The sequence below is a fragment of the Paenibacillus antarcticus genome (genome assembly GCF_001637225.1).
In the GTDB taxonomy this organism is placed as follows: Bacteria; Bacillota; Bacilli; order Paenibacillales; family Paenibacillaceae; genus Paenibacillus_AQ; species Paenibacillus_AQ antarcticus.
This window is the reverse complement of record NZ_LVJI01000054.1, coordinates 349,132-368,778: the sequence shown is the minus strand read 5'-3', so window position 1 is coordinate 368,778 and position 19,647 is coordinate 349,132. Positions and strand designations below refer to the sequence as shown.

The window sequence follows — 19,647 nt, the reverse complement described above, 5'->3', positions numbered from 1 at the left end:
TTACCATAGAAATCCCCTTTCTAAGTTAATTTATCATACATTAATAATTCAACACTCTACTAGACTAACCTGCCCGTTTTAGCCCACCCATAGTTTGCGATATTGATAAAGCATTCATGAAGTAAGCTAATCCTCATAGACAGAAAAAAATACATCGTTAAGAATCGCTTTCGCTTTCTTTAAGTTGCATGAATCCAACTTGTTGAGCATCACATTGATTTCGTTCATTTCCTCGGTAACCGTTAAAAAACGAAGATCCTTACCAGTGTCTGGTTCTATATTAGTTGGCGCATTCTGCTGACTGGATGCGGTTGATTCTCCGATTGTCTCCGTATGAATCCATGATGAATGTAATACTTCGCGAAGTGCACTGACGAGAAATTGCATTTCATCTTCGGTATACCGTTGTAAGAAACGATTGGCACCGAGATCTATTTGATGATGGAGGGCTTGATGCAAACAGAAAATCTCTTTGCCTAATGATGTGGTACGGAACAGAATTTCTTTTTTGTTATCCGGAAGATATTCAATAATAATGATTTGTTTATCAATCAGTTTTCTCGTTATTTTGGAGACACTCCCCTTGGAAATGCCGAATTGCTTCGAAATAGTAATGCCGTTTACTGGTTCAAGCTTGCCAATCGCATCCAGGACATGCAGCATTAAAACAGTCATTTCTTTCATCAAATCTGCAACAATGGGATTAGGACTATTCTGGATCATCCACTGTTTTTCTTCGTCGTCCTCCGATTGGAATCTACGCTGTATAGCATTCACAATTTCCAAGAATTCCTTAATTAAGTGATATTTATTTTGCTTTTCCATTGAATAATTGATCATTAATTTCTCCTTCGATGGATTGATTGTACTAGTATATCAAAGAAAAAATTACAATTAAAGTTTCCTTGAAACAATATTGACAAACTAATGATCCTCATTCATTATTGTTTCTAGTAAACATATAGTTTCTAGGAAACTAAATTATGAAGAGCAGCTACCAATGAAAGTTATCATTATCTTTAAGAATTGGAAGTTTATCCACTTGACTAAACACTACGACATCGATGTACTCGTCGTCGGAGCCGGTCCGACCGGTTCCACGCTGGCAGCGGATCTACTAAGGCGTGGAATTAGAGTCCGATTGGTCGACAAAGCCCCTCACGCATTCAAGGGATCTCGTGCCAAGGGAGTCCAACCGCGCACCCAAGAGGTCTTCGGAGACCACGGCGTACTGGGCGAAGCGCTCGCGGAGGGAGGCCAATACCCGCGGCTGGGAGCTTTCGACAAGATGACTAGTACGATTACCCCGCCACGGTCAAGTGCTGCCCAGTGGATTTAAGGACTACGTAATACATTTAGCATAGTACGCCGAAAGTGCTAGTACCGCTGTCACGATCTGGGCTCATCTCGCGAGTAGAGCTCCGCAATGCCGCAAACTTCCTTTGAGTTTTTTTGTTGAACCCAAGAATATAAAATAACCGCTTGCGATAGTCGCATAGCGGTTATTTCTTTACAATCAGTAGTTTACCGCACAATTATCTTCCAAGCCGATCAAGTGGGTCGTTTAAGCAGTATGACACCAGTAACCAGACAGTTCTTTAAACTTATTATGAGTGAATCACCATTCCAATTTTTTTTGTTTTGTAATATTAAGCTATATTACGTGTCAGCCGCATTTCACCCATATTTTATCATCATTGAGATGTATTTCTTATAACACAAGCTGTAAATAATTTGAATGGAATTCTCAGAAAAAAAGGAATAAATAAAGGGCGAGCAGGAAATCTTAATTCGGTATCTTCACTAATTGACGGACCATGGAGGCTGACCTAATGGTAAAGTTTATCTTATTGGCAGTAGTATTACTGGTGACAGGCTGTACGACCAATAACAATGTGACGCAAAAGCAAGTGACACCTAAGCAAACAAGAATATCAAATCATACTCATACTGCTGCACCAACTCCTGTCATAACACAGGTATCATCAACAGCAACAGCTACATCGAAGATTACAACAAAAGAAGTACAAAACGGATATCCTTCGGATTTATTGGGTCTGATTCAAACACCAACCGGAAATCCAACAAACCAGCAACCGAACGGAAATTCTGGAGAAAAAGTCCCGACAAGTCCAACAGGACAGGCACAGGAGGGTAAGAAGGATTCATCCCAATTCGCGGAGCAGGTTCTGGATTTAGTAAATCAAGAAAGATCCAAAGCAGGATTAGGTTCCCTGAGTATGAGTGAAGAATTGTCAAAAATGGCTATGGTCAAGGCACAGGACATGTACAACAACAATTATTTTGATCATAATTCCCCAACACATGGATCTCCCTTCGATATGATGAAGGAGTTTGGGATCACATACAATTCAGCTGGAGAAAACATTGCTAAGGGGCAAACAACCCCTACCCAGGTTATGAACGAATGGATGAACAGTCCAGGGCACAAAGCAAATATACTGAATAGTAGTTATACCCATATAGGTATTTCTTTTTATAACAATGAATGGGTCCAAGAATTTACTGGATAATACCAATAAATTGTTCGTTTTTTAAATTTTAGTTAGATAGTGTGAAATCTACGCAGCGAACCAGACCTCAGACCCCTAAATTCTGTAAGTCTGGTTTAATGGCTGCACCTGTGATGGACCGCCAGTTCGAAGCATGATAACACAACACATAGTAACATTCGGATGGATGAAAGATGAAAGTTCCGATTGTATATCATCCCCTATCGTGAGTGCCCCCGATTTCTCTATCGAAGGTAGTGCAAATATTTTCCTACGTTGTCGATCCTTTTTCCAAACCAGATCCATTATTCGAGAAAGATTCTTGCATGGCATTTTCCCAATTAAAAGCCTCTTCGATACGACAATGATGAAGTGAATTGAAGTTACTGCTAGAGAAAAGGAAGAACAGGGTAACCCCCTTTTATCTATGACAGGTTTCATTCATCTAATGCCTTCCATTTTGACAGAGGCTCTTTCTTGAAGCATTCAGTCATTACAATATTTCGATATACCCTTCTGTTCCATTTACGCGAATTCGTTGCCCATCTTTTATCAGTACGGTAGCATTCTCCACACCGACAACTGCTGGCAAGCCATATTCACGTGCAATAACTGCCCCATGGGTCATCAATCCACCAACTTCGGTGACTAGACCTTTAATGGATACAAATAATGTTGTCCAGCTAGGGTCAGTGAATGAGGTAACTAATATATCTCCATCTTCCAGATCAGCATCTTCCATGTTTAAGATAACACGTGCTAGTCCCTCTATAACGCCGGAAGAAACAGGAAGACCTACAATAGCTTCGGATGGGAGATTTTCTCGTTTGTACTCACCTGCAATGATTTCACCATCAGACGTGATAACACGTGGAGGGGTTAGTTTATCATATAATTTGTACTCGTCTTTTCGTTCGCTGATAATCTGGTAATCCAGTTTATTTGTGCGTACGACTTCGCGAAGCTCTTCAAAGGTGAGATAGTATAAATCTTCTTTTTCATAAATAACGCCCGCTTGCACAAGTTGTTCAGCTTCCTTAAGTAAAGCCTGCTTATAAACGAAGTAGCGATTAATCATACCGTATTTGGGATATTCGCGATACCCGATGAAATTCCGGATGATGTCGATCATTTGTTTTGTTTCTTTGGCTTTTTGCTCACCTTCCGGTAATTGCATCAATCGATCTAATAACTCTTGTTCTTTATTCAAAGCTTCCTGTCGCCCTTGCTCAAATTTCTGATGGCTAGCATTAGGTTCAAAGTTTCTGATGTTACTGAGAATCATCGGGATAAGTGTAGTTGGTTTTTCAGTCCAACGCGTTTTAGTAATATCGATTTCTCCACTACATCGCATTCCGTATTTGCCCAGATAAGCATAGATAGCGTCTTGGGTTTCCTGTCCACCATCAAACTTAACCAGTTCATCCAAAAAGTTATCATCTTTAACATGTTGTAAATAATCTATAACCTCTGGATAAGGACGAATCACATCAGCGACATTGAGTAGTGCTAGACCCATTTCCGAAGTAATATTGTTTGGTACGGATTGAGAAATCATATCTGCTGCATTTTTTTCACCCAGCCACTTCTCCATGTTTTCATTGATCCATGAGGAAGCATCCATAGCAACCATAATCAGACCGAGACTTTGTGGGTCAAATAGAATCTTCTTTAATTGCTGAATATCTTCTAGAATAAAATCAATTAAAACTAATCCTGATTTCGTTTGGATGTTTTGTTGTAAATCTTCTATTGATGTTTGATTACTCTGAATTAGATCACTAACGATTGTCGGATCGTATTCGATTTGTGTTTGAGAACCCGAAGACGACATATCTTTATTGCTTTTATTGGGACTTGGTGCTTTTTCAGCATCTTTTGATGATTTTATGAAATCTGCTCGCCCTATGACGGTCAAGAGTGCGTCTTTGATGAGCGGATCGGATTTACCCAAGGCATCAATTATCATTGTACTGCTGACAGGTGAAGCTAGCATTTGTGTGACATCAACAAACAACCTCCCACCAGCTTTACGCATGGGTGCAGGAGTCGTTAACAGGTAAAAGGACAATCCTAATGGTTTCATGGTGTCGGTCATCATTTGTTGATGTCCAACAGATACGTACACGTGATTTTCTTGATCATTCACTTCAGGGATCGGGTATAAAGTAGTGATTGGCCGACTCTGGACAATATAAAATGTGCCATCAACCAAGCACCATTCGATGTCCTGGGGGCAACCAAAATAAGCTTCGATCTGTCTTCCGATGCGTGATAGTTGTAAAATTTGTTGATCAGTAAGTGTTTGAGTCTTCTGCTGATCAGGATCGATCTGGCGTGTCTCTGTTCCACCTTCTTGTAGTCCATAGATAGCCAACCTCTTGGTTGCTATCATCTTATCGATGATTTTCTCTTCCTGTACTTTATAACAATCCGCAGAGACCAAGCCAGAGACCAGTGCTTCTCCAAGTCCATAACTGGCATCGATGGATAGCAGCTTTCGGTTAGAAGTCATCGGATCAGCGGTAAATAAAATCCCTGCAGCCTGTGGGAAAACCATTCTTTGAATGATAACAGATAAATACACTTGACTGTGGTCAAATCCATTTTGCATACGGTAGATTACCGCGCGATCCGTAAATAAGGAAGACCAACATTTGCTGATATGCAGCAAGGTGGCATCGACGCCGATGATATTTAAATAAGTGTCATATTGACCAGCAAAAGAGGCATGTGGTAAATCTTCAGCAGTTGCACTAGAGCGCACTGCATAGCCATGTTCATTTCCGAACTGGGAGAGATAGCGAGTAACTGCTGTCACAACATCGGAAGGAATTTCTAATTCCATAATGATTTGTCGAATCTTCCTGCTGATTTCACCAATTTGATCTCGATCATCTGCTTGCAACATTGTTAGTCGATTGAGCAAAGCATGATACGTTTCCTTTTGTTCGAGGGCTTTTTGAAACCCCACTGTTGTAACACAAAATCCTTCTGGTACTTGTATTCCTTCTATTTTTGATAATACCCCTAAATTTAACCCTTTGCCTCCAACGAGCAAAAGCTGCGTTTTTTCCACTTCCTGAAACCCGAGAACCAAAGTGCTCATTCAATATCGCTCCTAACCATTAAATTGAGAAAAAATTTGACATGGATTCACCAGCATGATACAATCAAATTGTAAGTCTATTTAACTTATTTGAGTCGTGAACCGATTATATCATCGTGTCTATTTATATGCAATATAAAAGAACCTGATAAGTTTTATCAGGTTCTTTTTTGATTTCCCGCTATATTTTTTTTCACATCAAAAACCATGGTTGAGCTACATGCCTTGGAATGTATTGTTCTCTACGGTCCTATGCAGTAGCCTAAGATAATCCTGGGAATGTTAATGGAGCCGGAGTATCTTCAACGCAGCTCTCTTTTCTCTCTTCTATCATTAGTATCACTCTCCCCTAATCTTCTCAACCCCTTCAAATTGCTGTATCAAAGAGATTTTGGGGTTAGATCCAAACTAAAGGACTGAACTTGGAATGGTATTGAATAGTTTTCTGCCACCATATCACATATATCCATATTGAAGTCTCACTACTGTCTTTTTTAACATGTGGGGCTGAATCAATTTGTCTTCGTTGGTATGCACTTACTTATTACATATCATATATTAATGCTGTCTTTTTCAAGTATAATATAACCAGATTGACTATCTAAACAAATATAGAGGAGTAACTTCACATCATGATCAAACGACTTACTGCACTATTTTCGATTCCCTCATATGCCTTACTTTTTTTATGTATGTTACTGCAGGGAATGGGTATTTCACTCAGCGCACCTTTTTTATCCATTTATTTCACGGATCAGCTTGGAGTATCTGTTGGGATGTTTGGTATTTTTCTATCCGTCACGTTAATTGCCGGGATATGGATCAGTACGCTAATCGGGAGACGTTCTGACCTCGGCTTGAATCGAAAAAACATTTACCTTGTCGCTACACTCTGCAATACTCTGGCTTACAGCGGATACTTGCTCATCCAAGATTTCACGATCTTGTTCATCTACATGACTGTGTTTACTGCCCTCGGTGCACCAGGAATGGCTCAATTGTTTGCCATTTCTAGAGAAGCAGTGAATAAGAGTAATTTTACTGAGCATGCGTTTGCTAATTCTACCTTGCGTTCTGCTTTCTCGCTCGGCTTTATTACAGGCCCTTTAATAGGTACGCTACTATAGGTACGCTACTAATCGCTGCTGTAGGATTTAAGGGTATTTTCTCGGGTACGATCGGAGTTTTCCTGCTTGTTGCCTTACTTATGTTCCTATTTCTCAAATCAAATACAGAACTGAAAAGAAGTAATGTTGAAGTAAAAGTAAAAAATTTCCGGCTGAGTCAGAACCCTAATATTCTGCTTCCTTTTCTGATTTTGATACTCATGTATATAGCTCATTGGACGAGCACCATCAATACTGCCCTCTTTATTACAAACAATCTAGGGGGAACGACAAGCGATATCGGTCTAGTCAGCAGTATTTGTGCTGCGCTGGAAATTCCTTTTATGATTATGCTTGGTCTACTCAGTGCAAAGTACAGTAACCGAATATTGATGATGTGTGGGGCTATTCTAGGAGGCGTTTATTATCTTGTTGTCATTAACTCAGATGCGATGTGGCAGATGCTTGCAGCGCAAGTTCTGCTCGCCGTTTTTGTTGCCGTTATTTCAGCGATTGGCATTAGCTACATCCAGGATCTGCTTCCAAACATGCCTGGGTATGCATCCACACTCTTTTCTAACTCATCCACGATCGGTAGACTGATTGGTAGTCTTGTTGGTGGGGGATTAGCCAGTATTGTAGGTTACAGATATTCATTTGTGTTCTGTTTCGTACTTATCATTATTTCTATAGTCATGCTTGCGATAAGCGGACGTCACACTGTAAATGAACCACAAAAATTAGCTGTTTAATTAATTCTTTCTTGTATTTAAATCGCGTTATGCAATCCTGCCCAGTAGTAAAACAAAGTTAACTACATTACTTATTCTTCTCTCAGGTACTGTACCTTTTTGAAGATTATTGTAAGTACGAAGGCTAAGAAAGAAGACTGTCGGTAAATTTCGCCGACAGTCCTTCTCTTCCAAGCAGTATACTCCTCGTTCTATTCGCTGGACAATTCCTTGAGCGATTTGATTTTACCATGGGGATGCTGTTCTTGCTTTCGCGACTTCCAGGCAGCTTCTTTCCTTCTCTTCTGGTGAGCCATAACAGATATCCTCCTTTGGAAATTGAGATGTATACCACTTTCTTATTCTGTCATTCCTAGCCTCTGTTCATTCATAAATTGAATTCATTGGATTTTTGGTATTACTGGAATGATCCTTATGGTTTTTGCTGGAACGCTAGCCACAACAGTATTGGGCGGAACATCTTTCGTGACAATAGCACCGGCGGATACAATCGAGTTTTCTCCACTCGTAAAAGTAGAGCAACTGCAGCGACAGTTGCTCTACTTTCGTCTCCCATTTGTTTATTCAAATCTTCATCGACTTAAACTATTGTACCTGTTTCCTTTTTTGGATAACAACGGGTGCAGTGTGGCTGATAGATTCCCTCCTTAGTGGAAAGGCTGTTATAAGTGACTTGCCGTCATGGTCAGCCCTAATAAGGTATGGAAGGAAACCTTTCATATTATCTCAAGTGTGTAATCTACTGTTCAAAAAATTCTTTTTGCATATTCTACCACGCCAAGGACATCTGAAAGACCACCATGAATAAGCTCGACTGCCATAAAACTATCGTCCGAAACTTCGAATGGTGCTTCTATGCCATATTGACTGGCTTTTTTATAACCAAACTTCGGATAATATTTATCGTGACCCAAAACAATGGAACCTTTATAACCAAGCTGTGCTGCGATTTTGTGTCCTTCCATAATGAGTAGCTTCCCTATGCTCTTGTTTTGCATTTCTGGTAATACAGCAATAGGGGCAAGGGCAATCAGAGTTTGAGCACCCACTTTTATTTTTGTAAAAAGAATATGACCAACGATTTTATCCTCGTATTCTGCTACAAGAGACAATTCTGGAATATACTTCGCCGAATTCCTAAGCCTGTTTACCAAATTATGCTCATTATGGTCTGAATAGTCAGCATCTTCAAATGCTTTTTGTACTACATGGTAGACTTCGTTAACGTCTTCAATTTGTTCTTGTCTAATTATTATATTCATTGTTCAACCTCCTGATAGTTAATATGCCAGATACATAGCATAAAAACATAGCTATAAGCACTCATATCACCTCTGCTTCAAATTAATAACTACTATTATACTCCAAATTAGTTGAGCATAATTACCCCTATGGTTTCTCGGTTTGATAATCACTGATTTGAAAGCGTTAGGATCATTCTAGCGAAAGTACCGACACAACGTAGGCAGAATAGTGCATTTTAGCGTGACATCAATTTGCCTATCTTAAATTCTGCAATAAGCCGAATTTATATACTATCAAACTATTGATGTCCTTCATATAAAGGAAACTGAGACGTAATCTCACGTACACTTCCCAGTATCTGTATCTGTATCTGTATCTGTTTTTTAATAGTTGGACTATTTCTTTCATTTCTATAGGTCCCAATCCTCTCGCCGTCATAGCGGGTGTACCGAATCGAATGCCGCTTGTTACAATCGGACTTGCCGTATCATGAGGAATGGAATACAGTAAGCGTCTTTTATTAAAAGTAAATAAATAACGCGCCGGCGAGAGAATGATTATCTTCTCTACCAACACGTTATTTTGTAATTAATGAATGTTATGCTTCTTGAAATTACCGCCCTTAACTTCTGCTACATCATATACTACAACAAAGGCATTAGGGTCAATTTCATGAATGATTTCTTTTATTTTACTCTCTTCCAGACGGTTAATTATACAAGTGATTTCTTTAAATTGTTCATTGGAGTAGCCACCGTAAGCATCTGTATATGTTGCTCCGCGACCTAATCGGTCACGAATGGTTTCTACCATGATTTCGGGTTGATTTGTGATGATTTTAAATGTTTTGGAGCCGCTCAAACCTTCTTCAACAATATGAATTACTTTAGAAGCAATAAAGTATGCGATTGCTGACAGAATAGCCCCTTGTAGACCAAATACGGTTGAAACAACAATAAAGACAAACATATTTAAGAACAAGATTAGATCACTTGTCCCAAATGGTAATTTGCGCGAAAGTAGTACAGCTAACATATCGATCCCATCTATTGCCCCACCATTACGCAATGCTAACCCCATACCAAAACCGATGATAATACCCCCAACAACGGTAATTAACAATGTATCACCATGGATGATCGTTGGTATATGATGCATAAGACTAGTGCCAACTGCTAGAGAGGCAATACCGATAACTGAATAGATAGCAAAGCTCTTACCAATTTGCTTATATCCTAACCAAACAAAAGGGATGTTAATTACGGCTATCAGTAGCCCTAACGGTAATCCAAATAGGTTTGAACCAACGATACTCAGCCCTGTCACACCACCGTCTGAGACATTGTTGGGTATTAATACTGCTTCTAGCCCATATGCAGCTATAAGAGCCCCAATAATAATTAATAATACTCTTGAAAATATCTTCAGTTTATTCGATTTTTGTTGTCTCGTTCCATTCATTAAATTTCCCCGCTTCAAATTATTTTCCTTATCACTGGTAGTGACACACCTCTTTTTTCCACCACATAAAAGATCACTTGGATGAGAAGTCATAGAAAATAAGTCTATAACATGTATCACCTTGTTGGCAAATAGAATCACGGCATCTATATGGCTTTAAAATTAATTCCTATCCAGATTTTTGCATGCTCTAGCTAACTAGTAGAATGTCGCGAATTTGTAAAACACTATTTTGCTTAAACCATATTCGCTCATAATTTCGGCTGCTGCAATTTCAACTCTATTTTCTGAATTAATGAATATAAGACATTATTTTTGGTGATAACTGGAACTGGTGTGATTTAGAAACGAAGTTGCGAACATTCGACGAAAATCTTGTGGATCCTTCTATTAGTACGGCCGAATTATGCACGCTTTCAAGCGTTATCTCGCGGAGCCCAGTGGCGATCTAAGGAAATTAGAAGGAGCGAATCTGATGTGGGCTATAACCGGAATTATTGTCGTAACGGCTGCAATCGCGATGTTTGAAGTCCCCTCTCTTTGGAAGAAGAAATGGATAAAGGAACTGGGGGTATTTTCTATACTTCTACTTTTTGGAACAGGACTAAGCATCGCGATCAGTTTGCGTGTCAATATTCCGAACCCGCTAGAATGGATTACTTTCGTATATAAACCGCTCAGTGAGGCTTTATTCGGTCTATTAAATTCTTGGGGAGGTGAATAAGGGGCATGTTTAAACACATCAAAATATCATATCATCAATTTATGGTATTAGTGTTCTTCTTTACGATTGGTGGGGCCATCATATTTATTCCATCATTAACTGATAGTGCAAAACAAGATACTTGGATAGGGTATATCATTGGGTCAGGAATCGGACTATTGTTTGTATTATTATATAACAAGCTAGGAAGTTATTTTCCTAATATGACCATCATCGAATATAGCGAGAAAATATTGGGAAAGTGGCTCGGGAAAACGGTTTCATTTTTATATTTCACATACTTTTTTCATTGCACTGCTTATTTCCTTCGACAACTAGGTGATTTTATTAATATATATATCCTAACGCAGACTCCGATAGTAGCCATCTATATTATCTTTTTCCTAATTATTATCATGGGAGTGCGTATTGGACTTGAACCTTTTGCTAGAGCTTCTGAAATTTTTTATCCTTTAATCCTATTGCTTTTATTTATTTTCATTATTTTTATTTCTCCTCAAATACAATTCACTAATATACAACCTATACTAGAAAATATAAATAAATTACCTGTTACTATATATTATTCTCTCGATTCTCCTTATTTGCAACTAGTGACGTTCTTAATGCTATTCCCTTTTGTAATCCAATTTAAAAAAACTAAAAAATCTTTTATCTTAGGAACACTGATTGGCTCCATTTTTTTATCTTTAATCATATTATTAAGTACTCTAGTTCTAGGAGTTTATCATTCATCGAATCTACATTACGCAACTTATATTCTAGCTCAAAAAATAAATATAGGAAATATTATACAACGGATAGAAGTAATAATAGCACTTATATGGTTAGTGGCGTTATATTTCAAGACGACAATTTTCTTTTATGCAGCAAACCTTAGCCTCGCACAAATATTAAACTTAAAGGATTATCGTCCTTTAACTTTCCCCCTAGGAATCCTTTCAATTATCTACGCTATTGTCAGTGTTACGAATATCGCCTCTTTTAAAGTTTATGAAGCAAACATTACGACATTACATCACTTAACTTTCGGACTATTTTTCCCTTTAATATTGTTAATAATATCCAAATTAAAAAAAACCAACAAAGATTTGTCTAAGATAAAACACTAGTGTTGCTTTTCTTACATATTCTAATGGAAACGAGAAAAGGTGGCTATCGATGACGGAAATACAAATAGTATCTGTGCCGCTTCATTGAATATTAGAGCCGAGCTCTGTTTCCGGCATCGACCCTGACTATAAAACAATAGCAATGAAATAAAAATATCCCTACATGAATTTTGAATAACCATGTCTTGGACACTTTTATATGCACTACAATACTTAATGTGCACCACAAATGATAGACATCTAGTCTAAGAAAAGCATCTTTAGATGCATGAATGAAAGTCACTTACAATAGCCATGTTTTCTGTAAGGAGCGGGTTCTTTGTTTCGTCAATAAGTACGGTCTTATTCGAACTATCCTTGAACACATTTACGAAGCGTCTCCTCGATTGATTCGCGAATATCATATACATTATATTTGAGAATTGGCATGGTCTCTTTTGAATCAAGATAGGCATCTCGATTCTGGATCTGTGCCATCATGCTCATGTGAACACCCTGCTCTTTACCCGCTTCAGCGTTCTTTGCATCTATTTGCTCCATAACGGGCTTCATCTGCTCGAGTGGCACAACCTTTATCGTACTATCTTTCTGCCCCAGTGCATCCAACACCATTTGGTGGAACTCGCTATGCTTCATATTCATGCCACAAATGGAATATTTGCCACCATGTTCACCGTATTCCATCGCCCCAATGGTCGCTTCTGCAACCTGCTGCGCTGTGACCATTGCTGTACCTCCTCCAAGTACCGAAACGACCTTCTGATCTTTCAGTCTATTTACAAACATGGTCCAGAGCGGCATTCGGCCTGGCATTACACCGAAAATATATGGCAAACGAATACTCATAACATCCATGCCTCCCTCTCCTTCCATACATGCTACTTCCTCTTGTAGCATTCGAGAACGGGGATAGGCATTATCTTTCAAGGAAATATCGGACCACTCTTCCGCAAAATGTGCAAAGTACGAACTCAGCAATACAAACTTTTTCACACCTGCTTGTTTAGCAATTCTGGCGATACGCTGTGTAGGAAGTACGTTTGCCTCATAGAAAAATTTCACCGCTGGAGCCTCAGGTAGCGTCCGTTCATCTGCTCCAGCAGCATATACAAATCCATCGACGCCCTTCAACATCTCTTGGATATCTTCATCTGACATGTCATTGATATTTTCTACTCTGTACTCGACTTCACGAGGCAAAAGATCCTCTGTTGGCATGGAGTGCCGTGATATAGTTGATACTTTATAGTTCCGTTTTAATAATTCTTTAATCGTGAAATAGCCTAGAAATCCAGTCCCACCTAATACGAATACTTTCTTCATGAAGTCCATCTCCTATGCAGTTAGTCAGGAATGATCCAATTAAAATCTACTTTCCCTTCTTTCTTTTACCCATTGTGGACATAAGAAAAACTATTTTCAAATCATCAATCATTCATCCTTCTATACCTTAACCTTATTTTGTAATCTCACTTTCTGTTACCCATTTATGATTTTTAACTACTTCCCCACCGGTAGTAGGTGTGTAATCCACCATATATACAGTTGTTTGTTCAGCTGAATCAATTGAAGCCTTTGCTCCATTCATGCCATCCATATGTCTGCCTTCAAGACAACTTGATCTCCTTGTTTGTATGGTTCAGCGTTATTATCTTTTATTTCCTCTTGTATCACCCATTTATGATTGGTTACTTTCTCACCACCATTAGTAGGCGTATACGATACCACATAGGCTGTTGTGCTATAGGCTCCCACTACCGTTCCTTTCGCTCCATTCATTCCTTCCATATGATCAGAATGAATCGTTACTTGATCTCCCACCTTAAATGTTGGATTCTCTGCTTTTTTCATATCAGATGATACTTCTCCTGAACTAGAATGATTCATATCACTCATCTCCTTATTATTTTGATTCGATTTGTTCGAACTTGTGCTTGTCCCACAGGCGCTTAAAGATAGAGCAACGACAGCAACGACACTTATCATGGCTAATTGTTTTTTCATTTTTTTAATACACTCCTAGTTCATTTATTGAAATTACTTTAATTTTTTATTTTAAGATAGAAGTAATTTTTCGATAGATGCTTATGGATTTATATTTATTTAGCTTCGTACGAAAATAGTATACCCCCCTATAGTATTTATAGTCAATCTATACTTAGTGTACCTCCCTAGTCTATATTTTGAATCAATAAAAAAAGAATTATCGCTAATTCTCCTCAACAACATAATTCAAATGATATATATGCTAACAAAAAGGCAAGTGGAACGACTGCAGAAGCAGCCATTCCACTTGCCCAATATACGTGTAACCATTAAGTCTTTTCCTTACAATTTGCGATCCCAGAATCGATGCGCGGCTACCGCTTCCACGAATTTATTCTCAAATCCTGAAAGCTTGTCCTTAGAGGTCGCAGTCACTATACCTGGTGCATTAAGATCTTCCTCCGCTAACGCCTTTTGAAGGAAAGCTACTCCTTCATTCACTGCTCCGATCGGTTTAAAGTGCTTGTAAGCTTCCCGCACAAAATCTTTAGCATCAGATTCGGATGCAATTAGGTTTACACTTTCTTTTCCACCCGCGATATAAATAGCATCAAATAATAAAGAATCACTGGTTAGGAACGTGTGCAATGCCTCGATTTCCTTACCACCTTGTCCAGCAATGGGACCGAGTCTGTCACTAACCACTTCTGCCGTTACTCCTGCTTCCTCTAGAGCCTTGATGACATCGGTTGTTGTTTGATCAAAACCTGCACCTGCAATGATAGCAACTTTACGAGTCTTCGCAGAGAATATCGTATTCATCATACTGAGCGCCGGAGAATCAGTCGGAGTAGGATTTTTGCTTTGTTTCACTTCTTCTGGGAGCTGAGCTCCTATCTTAGGTGCTACATCTGCGGCAAGCTTCGGATCAATGTTCATCAACAGATTAATAACTGACTGACGGACATCCATACGCTGAACTTTGCCAAGCTCAAATTGGAACGCACTTGTGATATGTTTCTTCTCAACGGCAGACATACTGTTCCAGAACATTGTAGCTTGACTGTAGAAGTCTTTGAAGCTATCGCTTCTTGCTTGCACTTTCCGGCCATCTACTTTCTCTGCGTAATGCTGATAACCGCCTTCTTGTGGAGTGGATGTAGATGGACTGTTTCCCGCAATACCGTTACGGTGATAGCTGACCGGTCCTTGATTCACTGTCATCCGGTGCATGCCATCACGCTGATTATTGTGTACAGGTGCGATAGGACGGTTAATTGGGATTTCAGCAAAATTTGGTCCCCCAAGTCTGGAGATCTGAGTATCCGTGTATGAGAACAATCGGCCTTGAAGCAACGGGTCATTGGAGAAATCAATACCTGGTACAACATGTCCTGGATGGAACGCAATTTGCTCTGTTTCAGCAAAGAAATTGTCTGTATTACGAGTTAACGTCATTTTACCTACTTTACGAACAGGTACAATTTCTTCTGGCCAGAGTTTAGTAGGATCTAGAATATCGAAGTCAAAATTAAACTCATCTTCTTCGTTAATGATCTGAAGACCAAATTCAAATTCCGGATAATTACCGGTTTCAATGGCATTCCATAAATCGCGGCGATGGAAGTCTGGGTCTTTACCTGCAATCTTCTGGTTCTCATCCCACACCAAGGAGTGGACACCAAGCACAGGTTTCCAATGGAATTTGACAAAGTGAGCTTTTCCTTCCTCATTTACGAGCCTAAAGGTATGTACACCAAAGCCCTCCATCATGCGGAAACTGCGCGGCAAAGCCCGATCAGACATCGACCACATCATCATGTGAGCTGTCTCCGGATTATTCGCCATGAAGTCCCAGAATGTATCGTGCGCGGAAGAAGCTTGAGGAACTTCATTATGAGGTTCCGGTTTTACTGCATGGATAAAGTCAGGAAATTTAATGGCATCCTGAATGAAAAATACAGGCATATTGTTACCGACAAGGTCGTAGTTTCCTTCTTCTGTATAAAACTTGGTCGAGAATCCACGTACATCTCGCACCGTATCTGCAGATCCACGGGATCCCGCTACTGTTGAGAAGCGCACGAAGACGGGCGTTTTCACAGATGGATCTTGCAAGAAACCAGCTTTCGTAATGGATGTAAGCGGTTCATAGACTTGGAAGTAACCATGAGCGCCAAAACCACGAGCATGCACGATCCGTTCTGGAATCCGCTCATGGTCGAAATGCGTCATTTTTTCACGGAAATGAAAATCCTCCATCAAAGTCGGACCACGTTCTCCCGCTTTCAAAGAAAATTCATCATCTGATACCTTTAATCCCTGGTTAGTCGTTAATTTTTGCCCTTCATTATCCACTCGAAAAGAGTCGAGTTGCTCCTCTTTTGCATCTTTTTTCATGTGCTTATCTTCCTTACTCATTCTCTATTCCTCCTCAAAATCTATTTCCATATCATCAAAATGGTAATCCAATTTATCGTTAATCAATTCTTTATTTTAGTACCCTGTCAAACACAGAATTAAACACTTCTTCATCAAGAATCTGACCCGATTCACGAAAAGTGACATTTGTGCTTTTCTAGAAAAAAAAGGAAGCAAGGCAAGGATAATTACATCCTTGCCTTGCTTCCTCTCATGTTGGTATTGCAACTTTCGGGTTCTGCTTTGACATGTATTCATTAATTCTTCTGAATGGATAGGTTACTACTCTCCTTCTTTATCAAACGAATTGAAGGATCATTAATCTACTTTGACTCCTTGAGAAATTGCAAACAATACCGTTTGCTCTCTATCCATTCGCATACCTGAAACGGTGAATGTTCTAAAATCCACACCTTCCAGCTTAGCCCCCCTCACATCAGTACCCTCTAACTTCGCTTTTGCCAATATCGCCATTGTCAGATCAGACTCTCTTAAATCCGCTTTTTCTAAATTACTCCCTGACAAATCTGCTTCAAAGAATTTAATCCCACGTAAGTCCTGCTTAACTAATCTGGCATGCCTTAAATTTGTATACGACCAATCGCCTTGAACAATGGTGATCCCATCCATATTTGAGCCGGAGAAATCAGAACCCGTCATTTTACATATTTCAAATTTCGAAACAAAAAGATTTGCTCCATTAAAGTTACAATTCACAAATGCAGTTTCTTTATGAATGGAGCCATTAAGCGATGCTCCGCGAAAATCACACTCGATGAATCGGCAGTTGGTGGTGTTAATCTCCTCTAGTGATCCATTTGAAAATGAGCAACGATTAAATGTACAGCCAACTAGGTCGCTATACCTTAAATCTTGTGTACCAAAGTTTATTTCCGAAAATTCCTTATTGCTATGCTGAAACATTTAAATGCCTCCTAAGTAGAGTTTGTTAGACTTCCGACTCTTTCTATGTGAAATCACTTTTTTTAATATACCACACGGGTGTCAAGTACCTGCATGATATCAACTGAAAGTCAATCTAGATATTTTTTTATATAACCTGATATGAAACCGGAATATGTAAAAAATGACCGTCGAGAATGTAACGGTTCTCGACGGTCGCTAATATAGGCTTATTCATTTCGACTTCATTTCCTGTTACTCTTCTATTAAGTCAATCTCTGTTGAAGTATAACGGCTAGATCTTCAGCTGTTTCCCAAACAACTGGACGTATATCTTTTATTTGAATGAAAAGTTTATCAGCATCTCTTCTGTTCACAGTCCATATCACTGGGATATTCAAACCTAGCGCATATCCCGCCGTAAAATACACCTCAGGGGATTGTCCGGTTAAATCTGCGATAATCAGTTTACTATTCGAGATAAGTTCTAAGGAATACTTTTCGCGATTATGAGCTTTCGTATGTGTAAGCAATCGCGGTTGATAACCACACTGCTCGATTTTAGGTAACAACCTATCCTGCCACACTGTGCGCAAATCCTCCTCTTCCGAGATGAGAACAACGCATGGTTTTAATTTTTTTCTTCCGGCGCTTGCGGCGGCTTCACGCCATCCCTTTTCCGTAAGCTTAAAGTTCATGCCTTCCCTGATAAGAAATTTTTCATTACTCAGCTTATCAATGATATATACCAGTTCTTGCAGATTGAGTGAATACGTTAGGTTATAACTTCTGGCGAGTGGCTGAATAACAACCGATTCTCCCGGGCCTTCGGAATGTCTGTACAAATATTGCAGTAGACGGTTTCCTTTATCTTCAATGGTTACAGGAATGTTCGGAGAATTTGTAATGGATTCCAAATCGTCGACCGATAGAATGATCTTTTCATCACAATCTGTCAGCTCCCGGATATATGCCGATACTAAATGAAGCATGTTGCGTTTCTTTTGATGAGGGAACGAATGAATAGGTTCGTAGCTGTCTCTCAGTAGGCTATAGAACCCGCCGGGTGAACAGGAACAACCTAGATATCTATCGTAATCGCCTTCAGGTTGAATGGAGACAATCTCATCGCAGAACAAACAGTGTTTCTTAATCATGACAACTTACCACCTCTTATCAATTGGTATCCTCTACCTTACCAAGGTTTTTTGGAAAAGTAGACCAACAGATATTTCCATAAGCACGTGAAAAGGACCAATGAAATGTTGTAACTTCTGTTCCTATAGCTATCATAACACTTGCAATATCATGACCTAGTACCATTGGAAAAACACCCCATCCGACTCATCGTAAGCATTGTACACACGTTTGTCAGTGGCCTGAATCAAAGTTTTTAACGGCAATCAAAGTTTGTGCTTTTACCTGTTTGGAAGTAGACTAATAAGGATAGATTTTAAAAATGTTAATATTTTCATCGAAATGGGGATCAATAATGTCATCTAGTGTCATTGACATACTACAGCTTGAGTATCAACGTTTTTCAACAAAAGAAAAGGAAATTGCTGATTATGTCATGCGCAATAAATCATCCATCAACAATATCAATATCAGGGATTTAGCGGCTAATACCAACGCTTCCATGTCAACCATTACTCGGTTTTGTAGAAAAGTAGGTTGTGATACCTTTGTCGACTTTAAAATTCGGCTTAACCGAGAAGTTCAGCAACCTCGTAACGACACCAATATTTTTATGAAAACACAAAATCTTTACAATAATGTCGTGAATGCGACCGCGGAAATGCTGGATACCAGCAGAATCGAACAAGTTGTCCAGTTCATTAAGGAAGCTCGGAGAATTTACGTTTATGGTCTAGGAAGTTCGGGGCTTTCTGGCTTAGAGTTCAAATACAGACTAACCCGGATGGATATAATAATCGATGCGGTGACAGATTCGCACATGATGATGATGAGTGCTACCCTTCTCGGCCAAGACGATCTTGTCATTGGTTTGTCCAATTCAGGACGAACCACAGAAGTCAGCAATGCATTAATTGCGGCGAAAAATAGAGGCGCCAAAATCGTTGGAATCACTAATTTCGATCATACACCCCTATCTGAAATTTCAGATGTTTGTATTTTCACACCGGAGATTGGACGTTCCGGAGATGTTAACTTCATCAATAGCCAACTAGCCATCATTTATATATTAGACGTAATTTCGCTTCTATTGCTCGAAGATTCACATTTGCTCAAAGCACGGCAACAAACGTTACAAGCCCTTTATTCAGCTGAATAAAAAAACAGCCAACTATAAG

Annotated in this window: 17 protein-coding genes and 1 pseudogene; 7 read left to right on the top strand and 11 right to left on the bottom strand. The window is 39.3% G+C overall.

Annotated elements, in window-relative coordinates; translation table 11 throughout:
- Nucleotides 1-126: 126 nt before the first annotated feature.
- Nucleotides 127-825: a MarR family transcriptional regulator gene (locus PBAT_RS24550; protein WP_248912460.1), complete on the bottom strand. Its 699-nt coding sequence runs from the start codon at nucleotides 823-825 to the stop codon at nucleotides 127-129.
- Between the two features lie 175 nt (nucleotides 826-1,000).
- Here PBAT_RS24550 and PBAT_RS24545 point away from each other — a divergent pair, with 175 nt between their 5' ends.
- Together PBAT_RS24545 and PBAT_RS24540 are read left to right on the top strand one after the other, a co-directional pair.
- Entirely contained in the window at nucleotides 1,001-1,339 is a 339-nt protein-coding gene (locus PBAT_RS24545) for an FAD-dependent oxidoreductase (RefSeq protein WP_068653265.1), read from the top strand.
- Between the two features lie 493 nt (nucleotides 1,340-1,832).
- Entirely contained in the window at nucleotides 1,833-2,534 is a 702-nt protein-coding gene (locus PBAT_RS24540; RefSeq protein ID WP_068653264.1) for a CAP domain-containing protein, read from the top strand.
- A 472-nt stretch (nucleotides 2,535-3,006) separates the two neighbouring features.
- On the opposite strand, the gene ppsA is transcribed toward PBAT_RS24540, so the two are convergent.
- A complete protein-coding gene (gene ppsA, locus PBAT_RS24530; RefSeq protein WP_068653262.1) occupies nucleotides 3,007-5,622 on the bottom strand; it encodes a phosphoenolpyruvate synthase in 2,616 nt (871 codons plus the stop codon).
- 632 nt (nucleotides 5,623-6,254) lie between these two features.
- Between ppsA and PBAT_RS26135 the strand changes: the two genes are divergently transcribed.
- A complete protein-coding gene (locus PBAT_RS26135) occupies nucleotides 6,255-6,749 on the top strand; it encodes an MFS transporter (protein WP_246168246.1) in 495 nt (164 codons plus the stop codon).
- Nucleotides 6,750-6,829: 80 nt separating this feature from the next.
- Complete coding sequence (locus PBAT_RS26130; protein ID WP_246168245.1) at nucleotides 6,830-7,480, top strand: MFS transporter; 651 nt, start codon at nucleotides 6,830-6,832, stop codon at nucleotides 7,478-7,480.
- Between the two features lie 191 nt (nucleotides 7,481-7,671).
- Here PBAT_RS26130 and PBAT_RS26125 read toward each other — a convergent pair whose 3' ends face one another.
- The 4 genes from PBAT_RS26125 to PBAT_RS24515 all read right to left on the bottom strand — a co-directional run bounded on the left by PBAT_RS26125 (nucleotide 7,672) and on the right by PBAT_RS24515 (nucleotide 10,186).
- Nucleotides 7,672-7,776 (bottom strand): DUF6254 family protein, encoded by a 105-nt coding sequence (locus PBAT_RS26125; RefSeq protein WP_015735743.1) that lies wholly within the window; start codon nucleotides 7,774-7,776, stop codon nucleotides 7,672-7,674.
- Nucleotides 7,777-8,226: 450 nt separating this feature from the next.
- Entirely contained in the window at nucleotides 8,227-8,742 is a 516-nt protein-coding gene (locus PBAT_RS24520) for a GNAT family N-acetyltransferase (protein WP_068653261.1), read from the bottom strand.
- Nucleotides 8,743-8,980: 238 nt separating this feature from the next.
- A complete protein-coding gene (locus PBAT_RS26480; RefSeq protein ID WP_157091354.1) occupies nucleotides 8,981-9,301 on the bottom strand; it encodes a hypothetical protein in 321 nt (106 codons plus the stop codon).
- 12 nt (nucleotides 9,302-9,313) lie between these two features.
- Nucleotides 9,314-10,186 (bottom strand): YitT family protein, encoded by an 873-nt coding sequence (locus PBAT_RS24515; RefSeq protein ID WP_188016953.1) that lies wholly within the window; start codon nucleotides 10,184-10,186, stop codon nucleotides 9,314-9,316.
- Between the two features lie 475 nt (nucleotides 10,187-10,661).
- On the opposite strand from PBAT_RS24515, the gene PBAT_RS24510 reads away from it, so the two are divergent.
- Complete coding sequence (locus PBAT_RS24510; protein WP_068653259.1) at nucleotides 10,662-10,910, top strand: hypothetical protein; 249 nt, start codon at nucleotides 10,662-10,664, stop codon at nucleotides 10,908-10,910.
- A gap of 5 nt (nucleotides 10,911-10,915) precedes the next feature.
- Nucleotides 10,916-12,022 carry a GerAB/ArcD/ProY family transporter gene (locus PBAT_RS24505; protein ID WP_068653258.1) on the top strand — a complete coding sequence of 369 codons (1,107 nt, stop codon included), beginning with the start codon at nucleotides 10,916-10,918 and terminating at the stop codon, nucleotides 12,020-12,022.
- 351 nt (nucleotides 12,023-12,373) lie between these two features.
- Here the strand turns inward: PBAT_RS24505 and PBAT_RS24500 are convergent, their stop codons facing one another.
- The 5 genes and pseudogenes from PBAT_RS24500 to PBAT_RS24480 all read right to left on the bottom strand — a co-directional run bounded on the left by PBAT_RS24500 (nucleotide 12,374) and on the right by PBAT_RS24480 (nucleotide 18,489).
- On the bottom strand, nucleotides 12,374-13,345 hold the full coding sequence (locus PBAT_RS24500; protein WP_068653257.1) for an NAD-dependent epimerase/dehydratase family protein: 972 nt from the start codon (nucleotides 13,343-13,345) through the stop codon (nucleotides 12,374-12,376).
- 133 nt (nucleotides 13,346-13,478) lie between these two features.
- Nucleotides 13,479-14,026, bottom strand: a pseudogene (locus PBAT_RS24495) (YdhK family protein).
- 324 nt (nucleotides 14,027-14,350) lie between these two features.
- Nucleotides 14,351-16,429, bottom strand: coding sequence for a catalase (locus PBAT_RS24490; RefSeq protein ID WP_068653256.1), 2,079 nt, complete (start codon nucleotides 16,427-16,429; stop codon nucleotides 14,351-14,353).
- A 318-nt stretch (nucleotides 16,430-16,747) separates the two neighbouring features.
- Nucleotides 16,748-17,353, bottom strand: a complete 606-nt coding sequence (locus PBAT_RS24485) for a pentapeptide repeat-containing protein (RefSeq protein ID WP_068653255.1) — start codon at nucleotides 17,351-17,353, stop codon at nucleotides 16,748-16,750.
- Between the two features lie 245 nt (nucleotides 17,354-17,598).
- Nucleotides 17,599-18,489, bottom strand: a complete 891-nt coding sequence (locus PBAT_RS24480; protein WP_068653254.1) for a hypothetical protein — start codon at nucleotides 18,487-18,489, stop codon at nucleotides 17,599-17,601.
- 335 nt (nucleotides 18,490-18,824) lie between these two features.
- Between PBAT_RS24480 and PBAT_RS24475 the strand changes: the two genes are divergently transcribed.
- Nucleotides 18,825-19,628: a MurR/RpiR family transcriptional regulator gene (locus tag PBAT_RS24475; protein WP_169810181.1), complete on the top strand. Its 804-nt coding sequence runs from the start codon at nucleotides 18,825-18,827 to the stop codon at nucleotides 19,626-19,628.
- The last annotated feature ends 19 nt before the right edge of the window (nucleotides 19,629-19,647 follow it).

Bases quoted from the DNA above. Each gene is read 5' to 3' on its own strand.
- PBAT_RS24490 (WP_068653256.1), bottom strand. From the start codon at position 16,429: ATGAGTAAGGAAGATAAGCACATGAAAAAAGATGCAAAAGAGGAGCAA.
- PBAT_RS24545 (WP_068653265.1), top strand. From the start codon at position 1,001: ATGAAAGTTATCATTATCTTTAAGAATTGGAAGTTTATCCACTTGACT.
- PBAT_RS26125 (WP_015735743.1), bottom strand. From the start codon at position 7,776: ATGGCTCACCAGAAGAGAAGGAAAGAAGCTGCCTGGAAGTCGCGAAAG.
- ppsA (WP_068653262.1), bottom strand. From the start codon at position 5,622: ATGAGCACTTTGGTTCTCGGGTTTCAGGAAGTGGAAAAAACGCAGCTT.
- PBAT_RS24550 (WP_248912460.1), bottom strand. From the start codon at position 825: ATGGAAAAGCAAAATAAATATCACTTAATTAAGGAATTCTTGGAAATT.
- PBAT_RS26130 (WP_246168245.1), top strand. From the start codon at position 6,830: ATGTTCCTATTTCTCAAATCAAATACAGAACTGAAAAGAAGTAATGTT.
- PBAT_RS24520 (WP_068653261.1), bottom strand. From the start codon at position 8,742: ATGAATATAATAATTAGACAAGAACAAATTGAAGACGTTAACGAAGTC.
- PBAT_RS24515 (WP_188016953.1), bottom strand. From the start codon at position 10,186: ATGAATGGAACGAGACAACAAAAATCGAATAAACTGAAGATATTTTCA.
- PBAT_RS24480 (WP_068653254.1), bottom strand. From the start codon at position 18,489: ATGATTAAGAAACACTGTTTGTTCTGCGATGAGATTGTCTCCATTCAA.
- PBAT_RS24510 (WP_068653259.1), top strand. From the start codon at position 10,662: ATGTGGGCTATAACCGGAATTATTGTCGTAACGGCTGCAATCGCGATG.
- PBAT_RS26135 (WP_246168246.1), top strand. From the start codon at position 6,255: ATGATCAAACGACTTACTGCACTATTTTCGATTCCCTCATATGCCTTA.
- PBAT_RS24540 (WP_068653264.1), top strand. From the start codon at position 1,833: ATGGTAAAGTTTATCTTATTGGCAGTAGTATTACTGGTGACAGGCTGT.
- PBAT_RS24505 (WP_068653258.1), top strand. From the start codon at position 10,916: ATGTTTAAACACATCAAAATATCATATCATCAATTTATGGTATTAGTG.
- PBAT_RS24485 (WP_068653255.1), bottom strand. From the start codon at position 17,353: ATGTTTCAGCATAGCAATAAGGAATTTTCGGAAATAAACTTTGGTACA.
- PBAT_RS24500 (WP_068653257.1), bottom strand. From the start codon at position 13,345: ATGAAGAAAGTATTCGTATTAGGTGGGACTGGATTTCTAGGCTATTTC.
- PBAT_RS24475 (WP_169810181.1), top strand. From the start codon at position 18,825: ATGTCATCTAGTGTCATTGACATACTACAGCTTGAGTATCAACGTTTT.